Below are 16,195 nucleotides of genomic sequence, written 5' to 3'. Positions count from 1 at the left end.
CGCTGGTCAAGCCACGCACTTTATTCATTGGGTTGGGCCTGCTATGCCTGCTGGCGATCTGGTTGTCCCTGGCCTTGGGGCCGGTGAGCTTGCCGCTGTTCGATACCCTGCGCGCCGCCATGCGCCTGTCGGGCTTGCCGGTGGCTGCCGATGGCCTGGAGCAGGCCGAACTGATCCTTGGCCAGATCCGCCTGCCGCGCACCTTGCTGGGGCTGGCGGTGGGCGGGGTATTGGCGTTATCCGGCGTGGCGATGCAGGGGCTGTTTCGCAACCCGCTGGCGGACCCGGGGCTGGTCGGGGTTTCCAGTGGTGCGGCGCTGGGGGCAGCGTTTGCCATCGTCGGCGGTTCGATGCTGGGCGGGCTGCCCGGAGCGCTGGGACCTTATCTATTGTCACTGTGTGCGTTCCTCGGCGGGCTCGGGGTTACGGCGCTGGTCTATCGCCTCGGCCGGCGCAACGGTCAGACTCACGTCGCGACCATGCTTCTGGCCGGGATCGCCCTGACCGCGCTGTCCGGCTCGGCGGTCGGCTTGTTCACTTACCTGGCGGATGACGCGACCCTGCGCACCCTGACGTTCTGGAACCTGGGCAGCCTGAACGGCGCCACCTACGCGCGCTTGTGGCCCCTGCTGCTGGTCAGCATCGGCGTGGCGATCTGGTTGCCGCGTCGGGCCCGTGCGCTCAACGCCTTGTTGCTCGGCGAGTCCGAGGCCGCGCACCTGGGCATTGACGTCGAACGGCTCAAGCGTGAGCTGGTGTTCTGCACGGCGCTGGGCGTTGGGGCCGCGGTGGCGGCTGCGGGCATGATCGGTTTTGTCGGGCTGGTGGTGCCGCATCTGGTAAGGCTGATGGCGGGCCCCGACCATCGCGTCCTGCTACCGGCTTCAATCCTGGCCGGGGCGAGCTTGCTGCTGTTCGCCGATCTGGTGGCGCGCCTCGCGCTGGCCCCGGCGGAATTGCCCATCGGCATTGTCACGGCATTCATCGGCGCACCGTTCTTCCTGTATCTGTTGCTGCGGGGGCGTGCCTGATGCTGCGAGCACATGACCTGCATATTCTCCGGGGACGCAAAACCGTACTGGCGGACATCGACTTTCAGCTCAATCCCGGCGAAGTGCTCGGTGTGCTCGGGCCCAACGGTGCGGGGAAAAGTACGCTGCTGGCAGGCTTGTGTGGCGAGTTGCGTCCGGCCCGGGGCCAGGTCTGGCTCGACGACAGGCCCCTCGCCCAGTGGGGCGGCGCCGAGCGCGCCCGTCGTCTGGCGGTGTTGCCACAATCATCGACCCTGGATTTTGCATTCCGCGTGGAAGAGGTGGTGGGCATGGGGCGCCTGCCCCACCGGAGCGGCCAGGTGCGGGACGCGCAGATCGTTGAATCGGCATTACAGGCCGCGGATGCCACGCATCTGTATGGCCGCAACTACCTGACCCTGTCCGGTGGCGAACGCCAGCGGGTGCACTTGGCGCGGGTGCTGGCGCAACTGTGGCCGGGCGAGGTGGGGCAGACGCTGTTGTTGGACGAGCCGACTTCGATGCTCGATCCGTTGCACCAGCACACCATCCTGCAAGCGGTGCGTGAATTCGCCGGTCGCGGCGCCGCCGTGCTGGTGATCCTGCATGACCTGAACCTGGCGGCGCGTTACTGTGACCGCCTGTTGCTACTCGCGTCCGGCCGGCCGGTGGCCCTGGACACGCCCCGGCAAGTGCTGCGCCCGGAGCCGCTCAAGGCGGTATTCGGCCTGGAAGTGCTGGTGCAGTCCCATCCGGAACGCGGGCATCCGTTGATCATCGCCCGCTGAGGCAATCTGGAGGATGCAGATGTGCGCCTGTTCCTGATCCTGGCTTTGAGCGTGTTGACGGCTTGCCAAAGTATCGCGCCGCCTCCGGTCAACGGACGGATCCTTGACCTGCAAAATGGCCAGGCCCTCTCGTCGCCTACGTTGGTCGAGCGCTTGGCGAAGGCCTCGCGTGTCGTGGTCGGAGAGCAGCACGACAACCGCGACCATCATGTGTTGCAACGCTGGTTGCTCCAGGCCTTGGCCGGACAGCGAGCCCAAGGCAGCTTGCTCTTGGAGATGCTGACGCCACAGCAGCAGCCGAAGGTCGACGCGGTTCGCCGGTTGCCAGCCTTGCCCAAGGATTTGCCCGGCGCGCTGGACTGGTCGCCGGGTTGGGATTGGAACCTGTACGGACCCGTGGTGGAGTTCGCCTTGCCTCAGCCTTACCCGGTGCTGGCGGCCAATCTTGACCGTACGGAGATCCAGCGCGTTTATCGTCAAATGCCCTTGGTGGAGGGTGAGCGCTCCAATTCGTCCGTGGTGAAGGAAAAGCTGCTGGGACAGATCCGCGAGTCCCACTGCGGCCTGCTGCCGGAGTCGCAGATGCCGGCGATGCTGGCGGTCCAGCAGCAGCGAGACCGGCGGATGGCGGAGCAGTTGCTCAAGGCGCCGACGCCTGCATTGTTGTTTGCCGGTGCCTGGCATGGGCGAAAAGACGTCGGCGTGCCGCTGCATGTGCGGGACTTGGGCGCCAACGAAGCGCCGGTTGTGCTGATGCTGGCCGAGGAGGGGAGCAACGTTACGTCGGCCATGGCTGATTATGTGTGGTACACCCCGGCCACCCCGCCTCAGGATTACTGCGCGCGGATGCGTGAACAACAAGGCAAGTGATATTCCGGGCAAAAAAAGACCCGGCAAAAGCCGGGTCAAATAACCGTGATTAGCCTGATGAGGAGATATCTGAGAGTCCGAACCAAGGGCTTTTCAAATATCGACCAGTCTCGCGACCGGATGTGGTAATCATAGCGATTCTCATTTCCAAGTCAAACAAAGTTTTTCGATTCGCCAAAAATAATGGGGCGGCGCGATGGGGGGCGGCGAAAACCGTGCGTCAGGCTTTGTGGCGAGCCGAAATGGCATCCAGCTGTTTATTGAGGGCTTCCTTGCGTTCAGCGGGAATATCGTTCCAATGCATGTCCATCAATGCGCCTTCGATGGCATACAGCAATACCTTTGATGCCCGGAACCCGCGGGTGCGAACGGCGCGGTAGGCGTCCACCGCGCCGAGGCGGCGAAGATCCGAGGCGCTGTGGATGCCCACGGCATGCAGCCACTGGGCTGACGTCTTGCCCAGATTTTTCAGGTGTTGCAGTTCATCATTCATCGAGCCTCCTTGCGACGGCCGACTGGTGCAGTGGGCAAGCTTCTCAGGAGTGTAGCGGTCAGTAGGAAAAGCGTGATTGTTTGGTCGGAATCGACGCAAAACCTTCTAATGCATTACGCACGATAGGTGGAAAACGACAAAAACGGCACGTCGTCCAGCGCAGGCGGGGGCGCTGGAGGTCTGTTCGATGCCGGGCCTCGGTTGCTTCAGGCTTAGCGGGTGCGGTAGCGCAGGCGTGTGCCGAAATTCATTGACATCAGGATCTCATCGGCCGACAGCTCGGGCGGAAAGTAGGCACCGGAAATCTGCGCGTGGGCGAGGCTCGCGCCTTCCAGCGACGAGTTACGAAAATCGACGCCGCGCAAATCGGCGGAACGGAAATAGGCATCGGTGAAATCGACGTTGTCCGCGTTCAGTTCCCGCAGGTCAAGACCACGGAAATCGCCGCCGCGCATGTCGATCGGCCCTTGAGGCCGTTCGTTGTTGAAGCCGGCAATATCGTCGTTGCGCAACAAGGCATAAAGCGGGGTGTCGAGAAGCTTGGGGTGGCTCATTTCATATCACCTGCTGGTTTTATGACGCCAGTATAGTGCCACTATTTGACGGCCGTGAAGCCGGGCGTCGCTTCACGGCCGAAATAATTCCTACAGTCCCGGCAGGCGCTGACGGATCTGCGCGACCACAACATCCAGCGTGCCGCTTTCGTTGGTCTGAACCCGTTTGCTGCAAAGGATTTCCGCCGGGGTCAACGCTTCGCGGCCGGCCTGTTGGGCGGCGATGACGGCCAGGTTCGCGTCGGACGGGTCCTTCTGGTCCGCCTGGCGCTGGGCGAGCCGGCTTTCGATCACCGCCTGCGGCGCGTCGCAGTCGAGGATCAGGAACGGCGCCCCCGTGCCTTCGGCGATCCCGGCGGCGGCGTCACGCTGCTCACGCTTGAGGTAGGTGGCGTCGATTACCACCGGGAAACCTGCATGCAGGATCGCGTCGGCAATTTCATGCAGGCGGGCGTAGGTGGTGCTGCTGGCGTCGCTGCTATAAATGCCGGCCTGGGGGTCGTTCGATACTTGCTGTTCGCCGAACAGGCGCTTGCGCTCCACGTCCGAGCGCAGGCGAATCGCGCCCAGGGCCTCTACCAGGCGCATCGCGACGTGACTTTTGCCTACGGCGGAAACACCGTGGGTAATCGCCAGGAAGCGCGACGGGATGGTGCTGTAGCTTTCGGCCAGGTTGGCATAGTTGCGGTACTGGCGCAGAGTCGTGGCACGCTGCACCGGATCGGCTTCGGCGGGCATGCTGAACAGCGCGACCTTGGCGCGGACCAGGGCGCGGTAGGCCTTGTAGAAATTCAACAGCTCCAGGCCCTGGTAATCGCCCGTCAGCTCCAGGTACTGGCTGACGAACCGCCGCGCCAGTGACTTGAGGCCGCGGTCTTCAAGGTCCATCGCCAGGAACGCGGTGTCGGCGTAGACGTCGGTGAAACGGAACGGCTCGTTAAACTCGATGCAGTCGAAAATCACTACCTGGCCATCGATCACGGTGGCATTGCCCAGGTGGATGTCGCCGTGGCATTCGCGGGTGAAGCCTTCGGTCTTGCGCTGGGCCAGCAGCGGCTTGAGGCGTTCGAAGCTGCTTTCGGCCCAGGCTTGCAGGGCTTCGAGTTGCAGCAGGTCAGCCTTGTCGCTGAGGAACGGACGGATCTGTTCGAAATTCTGCCGCACCGGCGCCATGACGCTGTCCGGCGTGCCTGCCGCGTTGTCGGCGGGCACCTTGGGCGTCGAAAGATGGAACTGGGCGATCTGCGCGGCCATTTCATCAATGTGCGCGGTGGTCAGTTCGCCGTTGGCCTGGAGCGTGCTGAGCAGTTGGCTCTGGGGAAATTGGCGCATCTTCAGGGCATATTCGATGGCCGGACCATCACCGCCGAGGCTTGGCGCTTCGGTGCTGCCGGTAATCGGCAGGACTTCCAGGTAGAGGTCCTGGGTCAGGCGCTGGTTCAGGCGCAGTTCTTCAGCGCAAAAATGCTTGCGCGCGTCGAGGCTGGTGAAGTCGAGGAAACCGAAATTGACCGGTTTCTTGAATTTGTAGGCGTAGGGCCCGGTGAGCAATACCCAGGAAATATGGGTTTCGATGACCTGGAACCCTTCGACGGGATGCGGGTAAAGGGCCGGGTTTTGCAGGGCAGCGATCAGTGATTGGCTCACGGGCGATCCTTCAGAGGCGGGAAAATTCAAGGCGCTCATTATGGCGGCAAGCGAGGCTAACGCAAACCTTGGCGGACGCATGTTGAACCACGCCAAAGTGCGTATAATCCGCCGCCATGACTCGTACCCGATCCCCCCGTACCCCCAAGAAACCTCCCGCCAGCCGCCTGCGGCCCTGGCTGGGCTGGGCCCTTAAACTGAGCCTGGTGGGCCTTGTCGTGCTCGCCGGTTTTGCCGTCTACCTCGATGCCGTGGTCCAGGAGAAATTCTCCGGCAAGCGCTGGACCATTCCGGCCAAGGTCTACGCGCGGCCGCTGGAGCTGTTCGTCGGACAAAAGCTCAGCAAGGAGGATTTCCTGACCGAGCTCGATGCCTTGGGTTATCGCCGCGAAAGCGTGGCCAATGGCCCGGGTGCAGCTTCGGTCAATGGCAACACCATCGACATCAATACTCGCGGCTTCCAGTTCTATGAAGGCATGGAGCAGGCGCAGCCGGTGCGGGTGCGTTTCTCCGGTGACTATGTGGCCGCGCTGACGGGCGCCAACAATGCGAGCCTGTCGGTGGTGCGCCTCGAGCCGCTGCTGATTGGTGGGTTGTACCCGAAAAATCTCGAAGACCGGATCCTGATCAAGATCGACCAGGTGCCGCCGTTCCTGCTTGAAACCCTGATCGCCGTCGAAGACCGTGATTTCTACCATCACTTCGGCGTCTCGCCCAAGTCGATTGCCCGGGCTGTCTGGGTCAATACCTCGTCGGGACACATGCGCCAGGGCGGCAGTACCCTGACCCAGCAGTTGGTCAAGAACTTCTACCTGACCAACGAACGCAGCCTGACCCGCAAGCTCACCGAAGCGATGATGGCGTTGTTGCTGGAGTTGCATTACAGCAAGCAGGAAATTCTCGAGGCCTACCTCAACGAGGTCTTTGTCGGCCAGGACGGCCAGCGAGCGGTGCACGGTTTCGGCCTGGCCAGCCAGTTCTTCTTCAGCCAGCCGCTGTCCGAGCTCAAGTTGCACCAGGTGGCGTTGCTGGTCGGCATGGTCAAGGGGCCGTCTTCCTACAACCCGCGTCGCAATCCGGAGCGCGCCCTCGAGCGGCGCAACCTGGTCTTGGACTTGTTGCAGCAACAAGGCGTGGCCACGGCCGAGCAGGTGGAAGCGGCGAAAAAGATGCCGCTGGGCGTGACCAAGCGCGGCAGCCTGGCGGACAGTTCGTTCCCGGGCTTCATGGACCTGGTCAAGCGTCAGCTGCGCGAAGACTATCGCGACGAAGACTTGACCGAAGAGGGCTTGCGCATCTTCACCAGCTTCGATCCGATCCTGCAGATGAAAGCCGAGGCCTCGGTCAATGACACCTTCAAGCGCCTGGCGGGGCGCAAGGGCTCTGACGAAGTCGAAGCGGCCATGGTCGTGACCAACCCGGAAACCGGCGAAGTCCAGGCGATGATCGGCAGCCGTCAGGCCAGCTATGCCGGTTTCAACCGGGCGCTGGATGCGGTGCGCCCGATCGGCTCGCTGATCAAGCCGGCGGTGTACCTCACCGCTCTGGAAAAACCGAGCCAGTACACGCTGACCAGTTGGCTCTCCGACGAGTCATTCTCGGTCAAGGGCGCGGACGGCCAGGTCTGGACGCCGCAAAACTATGATCGTCGTCCCCACGGCACGGTATTCCTTTATCAGGGCCTGGCGCATTCCTACAACCTCTCAACGGCTCGCCTCGGGCTGGAAGTCGGCGTGCCGAATGTGCTCAAGACCTTGGCGCGCCTGGGGGTGAACCGCGAGTTCCCGGCTTTCCCGTCGATGCTGTTGGGCGCCGGTGGCCTGACCCCGATCGAAGTGGCCGCGATGTACCAGACCCTGGCCAACGGTGGTTTCAATACGCCGATGCGTGGCATCCGCAGTGTGCTGACCGCCGACGGCGAGCCGCTCAAGCGTTATCCGTTCCAGATCCAGCAGCGTTTCGATCCGGCTTCCATTTATCTGATCCAGAGCGCCATGCAGCGGGTCATGCGTGAAGGTACCGGCAGCTCGGTCTATAACGTGCTTCCGCGGACGCTGACCCTGGCGGGCAAGACCGGCACCAGTAACGATTCGCGCGACAGTTGGTTCGCCGGGTTCAGCCAGGACTTGCTGGCGGTGGTCTGGCTGGGGCGTGACGACAACGGCAAGACGCCGTTCACCGGCGCCACCGGCGCATTGCAGGTCTGGACCAGTTTCATGCGCAAGGCCGACCCGTTGCCGCTGGACATGCCGCAACCGGACAACATCGTCCAGGCCTGGGTCGATTCACGCACCGGGCAGGGCTCCGACGCGAATTGCCCGGGCGCGGTTCAGATGCCGTATATTCGCGGCAGCGAACCGCCGCCAGGTGCGGAGTGTGGCGGCCAGAACCCAGCCGAATCGGTGATGGATTGGGTCAAGGACTGGGTGAATTAAGCAAAGAGGGTTTCAAGTGAACAAGTGGTTGATTCCAGCGGTAACCGCCGTGGCTTTGCTCAGCGGCTGCTCTACCGTACAGCGCGGCTCGATTCCGGTTGTCGACTCCGGTACCGCCGTTTCCAACAGCGAGCGGGTCTCGGCCAATGGCGGTTTCCGTCAGACGACCGTAAAGCGGCCGGTGCAGGGTGCTCAGACCCAGGCGATTCCCCAGGGTGATACGGGCGTCGTGGTGATGGTGCCCGGTGGTGGCGCTGCCACGTCGGCACCCATCAGCAGCACGCCGATCACACCGGGGCCGATCACGCCGGGTCCTATCGAGACCTCGCCGATCGACCAGGGCAGCTACAGCATGCCATCGACGCCGAGCAGCATCCCGTCGGCGAGCTCCGGTGGCTTGTCCGCCGATGAGCAACTGGATGGTCCGGTGTTGGCGCTGCTGACTACGGCCCAACAGCAGCAGGCCGGTGGTGACCTCAACGGCGCGTCTTCCAGCCTCGAGCGCGCCCAGCGTGTCGCGCCGCGCGAGCCTCAGGTTCTTTATCGACTGGCCCAGGTACGCATGGCCCAGGGCGATGCGCCGCAAGCCGAGCAACTGGCGCGCCGCGGCCTGACATTCTCCAGCGGCCGGCCGGCACTCCAGGCAAGCCTGTGGGAACTGATTGCCCAGGCCCGCGAGAAACAAGGCGACTCCGCTGGCGCCGCACTGGCCCGTCAGAAAGCCAAGGTTTCACTCTGATGGATGTTCGTTTTCCCCAGATCGCCGATCAGTTGCTGCTGATCGAGCGCGAACTGCGCGTCCAGGGTTGGTGGAGCAGCGTTTCGCCTTCGGTCGAGGCGCTGGCGAGTGTCGAGCCGTTCGCGGTCGATACCCTGGATTTCGAACAGTGGCTGCAATGGATCTTCCTGCCGCGAATGAAGGCGATCCTGGAAAACGACCTGCCACTGCCTAACGCTTCGGGCATTCTGGCCATGGCCGAAATGGTCTATGCCCAGCGGCCAGGGCAGGGCGCCGAGTTGCAGCGGTTGCTGGCGCAGTTCGACCAGTTGATCAGCGACGCCCGCTGACTTCCCTCACTGGCAGTGTTCTTCGATCTGCTTGCGGGTCTCATCGATGCGCTGGCGCCGCTCTTCATCCGTGAGCCGGCGCATTTCGCCTTCCACGTCTTCCCTGACCCTGGGATTGTTCTGCAGTTGCGCCAGGTTGGTCCTGGCCTGCTCGCAGAACGCCTTGAGTTGGGCTTCCTGCTCGGCAACCTGCTGCTTTACTTGTTGATCGATGGCTTTTTGATCGCCGACGACATCGCCGGTAACAGGTGCTGCCTGCTTGGGAGCGGGCGGTGCGGATCTGCCCACGGTTGTCGCCTCTACGCCTTGCGGCGGCTGGGCGCCGAAGTGGGTCACGCCCTGGGCGTCCACCCATTTGTAAATCTGGCCGGCCATGCTCATCGGGCTCAGGCCCGCCAGCAGGCAGGCCGTCAATAACATCGTTCGCATGCTGTTTCCTTGTCCTGGGTTGCGCAATTGAAGCTAACAGAGTAGCCGTTTAAAGGTTTTTTCTTGCGTTCTCATGTGCTTACTTCAATAAAGCACATTGACGACTTGACTTGCAGAGGGCGAAACAGAAGAATCCAAAGTCCGCTGTAGAGGGACTGCCAGAAGCAGACCCACTCGGCAGATCATGAGGCGCACATCCGCGCCGACCTGTTACACCCGCAACGCGTTACCTCGCGCTGGGTGGGAAAGGCCCGCAACACTTGGGACGATCCCAATACTTGCTCAGTCAGTGCTGACGTAGTCGGCGACCACCGTCGCTCATGCTCTGCCGAGAAGTAAACCTATTAAGACCCGTCCCCTTTTCGTGGGTCGGTATTCTGGCGTTTTAGAGGTGAACAACGTGGAGCTTTTATCTGGCGGTGAGATGCTCGTCCGCTTCTTGCGTGACGAAGGCGTCAAATATATCTACGGGTACCCCGGCGGTGCTCTCCTTCATGTCTATGATGCCCTGTTCAAAGAACCGGAAGTGACCCACATCCTGGTTCGCCACGAACAAGCGGCCACCCACATGGCGGACGGCTATGCCCGCGCCACCGGCAAGGCCGGCGTGGTTCTGGTGACATCCGGCCCTGGCGCCACGAACGCCATCACCGGTATCGCCACGGCCTACATGGACTCGATCCCGATGGTGATCATCTCTGGCCAGGTGCCCAGCACCATGGTCGGTACCGATGCGTTCCAGGAAACCGACATGATCGGTATCTCCCGGCCGATCGTGAAGCACAGCTTTATGATCAAGCACGCCTCGGAAATCCCGGAGGTCATGAAAAAAGCCTTTTACCTGGCTGAGTCCGGTCGTCCAGGCCCGGTCGTGGTCGACGTGCCGAAAGACATGACCAACCCGGCCGAGAAATTCGAGTACATCTATCCGAAAAAAGCCAAGCTGCGCTCTTACAGCCCGGCCGTACGCGGTCACTCGGGACAAATCCGCAAGGCCGCCGAAATGCTGCTCGCGGCCAAGCGCCCGGTCCTGTACTCGGGTGGTGGGGTCATCCTCGGTGGTGGCTCCGCGCCGCTGACCGAATTGGCCAAGATGCTCAACCTGCCGGTTACCAATACCTTGATGGGGCTTGGCGCCTACCCGGGCACCGACCGCCAGTTTATCGGCATGCTCGGCATGCACGGCAGCTACACCGCCAACCTGGCGATGCACCATGCCGATGTCATCCTGGCCGTGGGCGCGCGTTTCGACGACCGGGTCATCAACGGCCCGGCGAAATTCTGCCCGAACGCCAAGATCATCCACATCGACATCGACCCGGCGTCCATCTCCAAGACCATCAAGGCAGACGTGCCGATTGTCGGTCCGGTCGAGAGCGTGCTGACCGAGATGGTCGCCATCCTCAAGGAAATCGGCGAGGCTCCGAACAAGGAGTCCGTGGCCGCCTGGTGGAAACAGGTCGATGAATGGCGCGGTGATCGTGGCCTGTTCCCGTACGACAAGGGCGACGGCAGCGTGATCAAGCCGCAGACCGTCATCGAGACCCTGTGCGAAGTGACCAAGGGCGATGCCTTCGTGACTTCCGACGTTGGCCAGCACCAGATGTTCGCGGCGCAATACTACCGGTTCAACAAGCCTAACCGCTGGATCAACTCCGGTGGCCTGGGCACCATGGGCTTCGGCTTCCCGGCGGCCATGGGCGTCAAGTTGAGCTTCCCGGACAACGACGTCGCCTGCGTCACCGGCGAAGGCAGTATCCAGATGAACATCCAGGAGCTGTCGACCTGCCTGCAGTACGGTTTGCCGGTGAAGATCGTCAACCTGAACAACGGTGTACTGGGCATGGTTCGCCAGTGGCAGGACATGAGCTACGGCAGCCGTCATTCGCATTCCTACATGGAGTCGCTGCCGGACTTCGTCAAGCTGGTCGAGGCCTACGGTCACGTGGGCATCCGCATCACCGACCTGAAGGACTTGAAGTCCGGGCTTGAAGAAGCCTTCGCCATGAAGGACCGCCTGGTGTTCCTCGATATCCAGGTCGATACCAGCGAGCACGTCTACCCGATGCAGATCAAAGACGGCTCCATGCGCGATATGTGGCTGAGCAAGACGGAGCGTACCTAATCATGCGACATATTATTTCCTTGCTTCTGGAAAACGAGCCGGGTGCTCTGTCTCGTGTAGTGGGCCTGTTCTCGCAGCGCAACTACAACATCGAAAGCCTGACCGTGGCGCCAACCGAGGACCCGACCCTGTCGCGTCTGACGCTGACCACCGTGGGCCACGATGAAGTCATCGAGCAGATCACCAAGAACCTGAACAAGCTGATCGAGGTGGTCAAGCTGGTGGACCTGTCGGAGAGCGCTCATATCGAACGCGAGCTGATGCTGGTCAAGGTCAAGGCCACCGGCGCCCAGCGCGCCGAGATCAAACGCACTACCGATATTTATCGTGGGCAGATCGTCGATGTCAGCGCCAGCGTCTATACCGTTCAGTTGACCGGTACCAGCGACAAGCTCGACAGCTTCATCCAATCGATCGGCACTGCCTCGATCCTGGAAACCGTACGCAGTGGTGTCACCGGGATTGCCCGTGGCGACAAAGTACTGAGCATCTAAACCAAATTAGCGAATGGCCGGAATGGCCGGATATAGGGGAAATTCATGAAAGTTTTCTACGATAAAGATTGCGACCTGTCGATCATCCAGGGCAAAAAAGTCGCCATCATCGGCTACGGCTCCCAAGGTCACGCACAGGCGTGCAACCTCAAGGATTCCGGCGTTGACGTAACTGTCGGCCTGCGCAAAGGCTCGGCCACTGTCGCCAAGGCTGAGGCCCACGGCTTGAAAGTCACCGACGTGGCTTCCGCCGTTGCCGCTGCCGACCTGGTCATGATCCTGACCCCGGACGAATTCCAGTCTGCCCTGTACAAGAACGAAATCGAGCCGAACATCAAGAAAGGCGCCACCCTGGCCTTCTCCCATGGCTTCGCGATCCATTACAACCAGGTTGTGCCGCGCGCCGACCTCGACGTGATCATGATCGCGCCGAAGGCCCCGGGCCACACCGTCCGTTCCGAGTTCGTCAAGGGCGGCGGTATCCCTGACCTGATCGCGATCTACCAGGATGCGTCCGGCAATGCCAAGAACGTTGCGCTGTCCTACGCCGCCGGCGTGGGTGGCGGTCGTACCGGCATCATCGAAACCACCTTCAAGGACGAGACCGAAACCGACCTGTTCGGTGAGCAAGCCGTTCTGTGCGGCGGCACCGTCGAGCTGGTCAAAGCCGGTTTCGAAACCCTGGTTGAAGCTGGCTACGCGCCGGAAATGGCCTACTTCGAGTGCCTGCACGAACTGAAGCTGATCGTTGACCTCATGTACGAAGGCGGTATCGCCAACATGAACTACTCGATCTCCAACAACGCCGAGTACGGCGAGTACGTGACCGGTCCGGAAGTCATCAACGCCGAATCTCGCCAGGCCATGCGCAATGCCCTGAAACGTATTCAGGACGGTGAATACGCCAAGATGTTCATCAGCGAAGGTGCCACCGGCTATCCTTCGATGACCGCCAAGCGCCGCAACAACGCCGCTCACGGTATCGAAATCATCGGCGAGCAACTGCGCTCCATGATGCCGTGGATCGGTGCCAACAAGATCGTCGACAAAGCCAAGAACTGAGTCGCGACTTGATCGAAAAACGCGGCCCTGGCCGCGTTTTTTCGTTTGGGCATTGGCTTCTGGTATAAAGCTGCATCGTTTGCGGCCGAACCGTCGTCCCAGACGCCTGTCGAATTTTTTCACACCGTTGCAAGGTACTGTCCATGAGCGAACGTCCCGACGAGCCGAACCAGGCTCCTGACGCCGAAAGCCTGTTGCCCATCGATGAACACGTCGAAGAGGGCCATGACGCTGAAGGCCGTAAGGTCCGGCATCGTGGCATCTATCTGCTGCCGAACCTGTTCACCACCGCGAACCTGTTTGCCGGCTTCTATTCCATCATCAGCTCCATGAGCGCCCAGGCGGCGCTCAGTGCCGGTGATAATTCCGGGGCAAGCCGCTATTTCGCCCTGGCTGCCATTGCGATATTCGTCGCCATGGTGCTCGATGGTCTTGACGGGCGCGTGGCCCGCATGACCAATACCCAGAGCGCATTCGGCGCCGAATACGACTCACTGTCCGACATGGTCGCGTTCGGTGTTGCCCCCGCGTTACTGGCGTTCGGCTGGGCGCTGGGCGACATGGGCAAGGTCGGCTGGATGGTGGCTTTCATCTATGTGGCCGGTGCCGCGTTGCGCCTGGCACGTTTTAACACCCAGGTCGGCACTGCCGACAAACGCTACTTCATCGGTCTCGCGAGCCCTGCAGCCGCGGGCGTGGTGGCCGGCGTGGTCTGGGCATTCAGCGACTACGGCATTCAGGGCTCGAAAATGTCGTTCCTGGTGGCGTTGCTGGTTGCGGCGGCCGGGATGCTGATGGTCAGCAACATCAAATACAACAGCTTCAAGGAACTGGATCTGAAAGGTCGCGTGCCGTTTGTCGCGATCCTGGCTGTGGTTCTGGTGTTCGCCGTGGTCTTCAGCGATCCGCCGCGTGTCCTGCTGCTGGTATTTCTCGCCTATGCTGCGTCGGGTCCGGTGCAATATTTGTTGCGTCTTCGCCGACGCTAAACGTTGCCTTAATCTAATTTCCCCCATACTCCGCAGTCTATTGGTGCATCTGCCCTCCAACACTGCGGAGTCGTCATGCTGATCAAGATCCCCAAATCGTCCGACAGTCGTGAATCGGACGTCACGCCTGAATCCTTCTATCTATCCCGTCGCAAGTTGCTAGGGGCATCCGTGGCTGGCCTCGCCGTGGGTAGCTTGCCGCGATGGGCCGGCGCCGCGGATGTAGCGCGTTATCCCAATGTCGAGCCAGGCAAGGCGCCGGCCTGGTTGGCTGAGAAGGTTGCAGCTACCCAATGGGGCGCGGTGACGGCTGGAAATGAGTCGATCACCCCATTCAAGGACGCCACCCACTACAACAACTTCTATGAGTTCGGAACCGATAAGGGTGATCCGGCGGCCAATGCAGGGTCGTTGAAAACCGAGCCCTGGAGCGTAGTCGTGGAGGGTGAGGTGGGTAAGCCGGGCCGCTATGGTCTGGAAGACTTCATGAGGCCTTATCAGCTGGAGGAGCGGATTTATCGATTGCGCTGTGTCGAGGCCTGGTCGATGGTCATTCCGTGGATCGGCTTTCCCATCTCCGCACTACTCAAGCAGGTCGAGCCGACCTCCAAGGCCAAGTATATTCGTTTCGAGACGCTGCAGGATCCCAAGACCATGCCGGGCCAGCGTTCAGGCTTTGCCCTGATTGACTGGCCGTATGTGGAAGGTTTGCGGTTGGATGAGGCGATGAACCCGCTGGCAATCCTCGCGGTTGGGATGTACGGGCGGGAGTTGCCGAACCAGAACGGCGCGCCGTTGCGGTTGGTGGTGCCATGGAAGTATGGCTTCAAGAGCGTGAAATCCATCGTGCGGATCAGTCTGGTCAGCGAGCAGCCCAAGACAACCTGGCAAAGCATTGCGGCTGATGAGTACGGCTTTTATGCCAACGTCAATCCCACCGTTGACCATCCGCGCTGGACCCAGGCGCGGGAGCGTCGTTTGCCGAGCGGGCTGCTCAGCCCCAACGTTCGCGATACGTTGATGTTCAACGGCTATCAGGATGAAGTGGCTTCTTTATATGCGGGGATGGACCTGAGGAAGGATTATTGATGCGTTTTCTGGCGTGGCGGATCGGCGTATTCATCGCGGCGGCGATCTGGCCAATGCTTTGGCTTTATGAGGCATTGGCGAATTTCCTGGGGCCGGACCCGGGCAAGGTCCTGGTGGATCGGTTGGGGTTGGGGACGCTGATCCTGTTGCTGGTTACCTTGTGCATGACGCCGCTGCAGAAACTGACGGGGTGGGCGGGGTGGGTAGCCGTCCGGCGTCAGTTGGGTTTGTGGTGCTTCACTTATGTCGTACTGCATTTGAGCGGGTATCTGGCGTTCATCCTGGGGTTCGATTGGTCTCAGCTGGGTGTGGAGCTGGGCAAGCGGCCTTACATCATCGTCGGAGCGCTCGGTTTTCTGGGATTGCTGGCGCTGGCAGTGACGTCCAACCGCTACAGCCAGCGGCGACTGGGCGGGCGATGGAAGAAACTGCATCGCCTGGTCTATCCGATATTGGGGCTTGGGTTGCTGCATATGTTGTGGATCGCGCGGGCCGATCTGAAGGAGTGGGCGATATATGCCTTTATAGGTGCGGTACTGTTGGTGCTCAGGGTGCCTGCGGTGATGCGGCGTATCCCGCGTCTGATGGGGCGAAAGGAGTCTTCTGCAACAAAAACGTAATTAATGGTTGACGGCAAATTCTGGATGTCTATAATTCGCCCCACTTCCGGCGCAGTCGAAACGGAAAACTCCTTGAGTTTCAATGAGTTAAGTAGGTTTCGAAAGTGTGCGGCTTCAGGTCATCGAAGCGCGGAAGGAGTGGGCAGGCCGGCTTGATGGGCGCTGTCGACGGTTCGATCCTCTCGATCGAAAGCGGTAAAAAAGAGGTGTTGACAGCAGCGACTAACGCTGTAGAATTCGCCTCCCGCTAACGAGAGATCGGAAGCGCAAGTGGTTGAAGTTGTTAAGGATTTCCAAGCGAAACTTTGAAAACTTCTTAAAATAACCGCTTGACAGATACACGGGGCGCTGTAGAATGCGCGCCTCGGTTGAGACGAAAGGCTCAACCCACCGCTCTTTAACAACTGAATCAAGCAATTCGTGTGGGTGCTTGTGGAGTCAGACTGCTAGTCAACAGATTATCAGCATCACAAGTTACTCCGCGAGAAATCAAAGATGTAACCAACGATTGCTGAGCCAAGT

At 61.1% G+C, this 16,195-nt stretch carries 16 protein-coding genes; 12 read left to right on the top strand and 4 right to left on the bottom strand.

Going from position 1 to position 16,195, the window contains the following annotated elements; translation table 11 throughout:
• Positions 1-47 precede the first annotated feature (47 nt).
• Genes J3P86_RS22405 through J3P86_RS22395 form a run of 3 tightly spaced genes read left to right on the top strand, consistent with a single transcriptional unit; the run spans position 48 to position 2,668 of the window.
• A complete protein-coding gene (locus J3P86_RS22405; protein WP_434631159.1) occupies positions 48-1,031 on the top strand; it encodes a FecCD family ABC transporter permease in 984 nt (327 codons plus the stop codon).
• Positions 1,031-1,798, top strand: a complete 768-nt coding sequence (locus J3P86_RS22400) for a heme ABC transporter ATP-binding protein (protein ID WP_434628264.1) — start codon at positions 1,031-1,033, stop codon at positions 1,796-1,798. The genes J3P86_RS22405 and J3P86_RS22400 overlap by 1 nt, the downstream gene beginning before the upstream one ends.
• 21 nt (positions 1,799-1,819) lie before the next feature.
• Positions 1,820-2,668 (top strand): ChaN family lipoprotein, encoded by an 849-nt coding sequence (locus J3P86_RS22395; RefSeq protein ID WP_434628267.1) that lies wholly within the window; start codon positions 1,820-1,822, stop codon positions 2,666-2,668.
• 220 nt (positions 2,669-2,888) lie between these two features.
• On the opposite strand, the gene J3P86_RS22390 is transcribed toward J3P86_RS22395, so the two are convergent.
• The 3 genes from J3P86_RS22390 to J3P86_RS22380 form a co-directional block, all read right to left on the bottom strand.
• Entirely contained in the window at positions 2,889-3,161 is a 273-nt protein-coding gene (locus J3P86_RS22390; RefSeq protein WP_039593847.1) for a TfoX/Sxy family protein, read from the bottom strand.
• Between the two features lie 212 nt (positions 3,162-3,373).
• Positions 3,374-3,715 (bottom strand): pentapeptide repeat-containing protein, encoded by a 342-nt coding sequence (locus J3P86_RS22385; protein WP_434628270.1) that lies wholly within the window; start codon positions 3,713-3,715, stop codon positions 3,374-3,376.
• Positions 3,716-3,805: 90 nt separating this feature from the next.
• Positions 3,806-5,362, bottom strand: coding sequence for an AAA family ATPase (locus J3P86_RS22380; RefSeq protein ID WP_434628272.1), 1,557 nt, complete (start codon positions 5,360-5,362; stop codon positions 3,806-3,808).
• Positions 5,363-5,478: 116 nt separating this feature from the next.
• Here J3P86_RS22380 and mrcB point away from each other — a divergent pair, with 116 nt between their 5' ends.
• The 3 genes from mrcB to J3P86_RS22365 are packed head-to-tail and all read left to right on the top strand — an operon-like array spanning position 5,479 to position 8,865.
• Positions 5,479-7,797, top strand: a complete 2,319-nt coding sequence (mrcB, locus tag J3P86_RS22375) for a penicillin-binding protein 1B (protein ID WP_434698889.1) — start codon at positions 5,479-5,481, stop codon at positions 7,795-7,797.
• Between the two features lie 16 nt (positions 7,798-7,813).
• Entirely contained in the window at positions 7,814-8,536 is a 723-nt protein-coding gene (locus J3P86_RS22370; protein ID WP_434571804.1) for a tetratricopeptide repeat protein, read from the top strand.
• Positions 8,536-8,865 (top strand): YqcC family protein, encoded by a 330-nt coding sequence (locus J3P86_RS22365; protein WP_434628275.1) that lies wholly within the window; start codon positions 8,536-8,538, stop codon positions 8,863-8,865. Before J3P86_RS22370 ends, J3P86_RS22365 begins: the two co-directional genes overlap by 1 nt.
• 6 nt (positions 8,866-8,871) lie before the next feature.
• Here the strand turns inward: J3P86_RS22365 and J3P86_RS22360 are convergent, their stop codons facing one another.
• Positions 8,872-9,294, bottom strand: a complete 423-nt coding sequence (locus J3P86_RS22360) for a DUF4124 domain-containing protein (RefSeq protein ID WP_434628278.1) — start codon at positions 9,292-9,294, stop codon at positions 8,872-8,874.
• Between the two features lie 400 nt (positions 9,295-9,694).
• Here J3P86_RS22360 and J3P86_RS22355 point away from each other — a divergent pair, with 400 nt between their 5' ends.
• The 6 genes from J3P86_RS22355 (at position 9,695) to msrQ (ending at position 15,673) form a co-directional block, all read left to right on the top strand.
• Positions 9,695-11,419: an acetolactate synthase 3 large subunit gene (locus J3P86_RS22355; protein ID WP_305498794.1), complete on the top strand. Its 1,725-nt coding sequence runs from the start codon at positions 9,695-9,697 to the stop codon at positions 11,417-11,419.
• A 2-nt stretch (positions 11,420-11,421) separates the two neighbouring features.
• The gene (gene ilvN / locus J3P86_RS22350) at positions 11,422-11,913 is read left to right on the top strand and encodes an acetolactate synthase small subunit (protein ID WP_003176102.1); all 492 of its coding nucleotides are present in this window, start codon (positions 11,422-11,424) and stop codon (positions 11,911-11,913) included.
• Between the two features lie 45 nt (positions 11,914-11,958).
• Positions 11,959-12,975: a ketol-acid reductoisomerase gene (gene ilvC, locus J3P86_RS22345; protein ID WP_003185459.1), complete on the top strand. Its 1,017-nt coding sequence runs from the start codon at positions 11,959-11,961 to the stop codon at positions 12,973-12,975.
• A gap of 143 nt (positions 12,976-13,118) precedes the next feature.
• A complete protein-coding gene (gene pssA / locus J3P86_RS22340) occupies positions 13,119-13,964 on the top strand; it encodes a CDP-diacylglycerol--serine O-phosphatidyltransferase (protein ID WP_434628281.1) in 846 nt (281 codons plus the stop codon).
• Between the two features lie 75 nt (positions 13,965-14,039).
• Positions 14,040-15,053 (top strand): protein-methionine-sulfoxide reductase catalytic subunit MsrP, encoded by a 1,014-nt coding sequence (gene msrP, locus J3P86_RS22335; protein ID WP_434628284.1) that lies wholly within the window; start codon positions 14,040-14,042, stop codon positions 15,051-15,053.
• Complete coding sequence (msrQ, locus tag J3P86_RS22330; RefSeq protein WP_434628287.1) at positions 15,053-15,673, top strand: protein-methionine-sulfoxide reductase heme-binding subunit MsrQ; 621 nt, start codon at positions 15,053-15,055, stop codon at positions 15,671-15,673. The genes msrP and msrQ overlap by 1 nt, the downstream gene beginning before the upstream one ends.
• Positions 15,674-16,195 lie beyond the last annotated feature (522 nt).

It is taken from the genome of Pseudomonas sp. D1-1 (assembly GCF_051132225.1).
Taxonomy (GTDB): domain Bacteria; phylum Pseudomonadota; class Gammaproteobacteria; order Pseudomonadales; family Pseudomonadaceae; genus Aquipseudomonas.
This window is presented reverse-complemented; position numbering and strand designations above follow the sequence as displayed.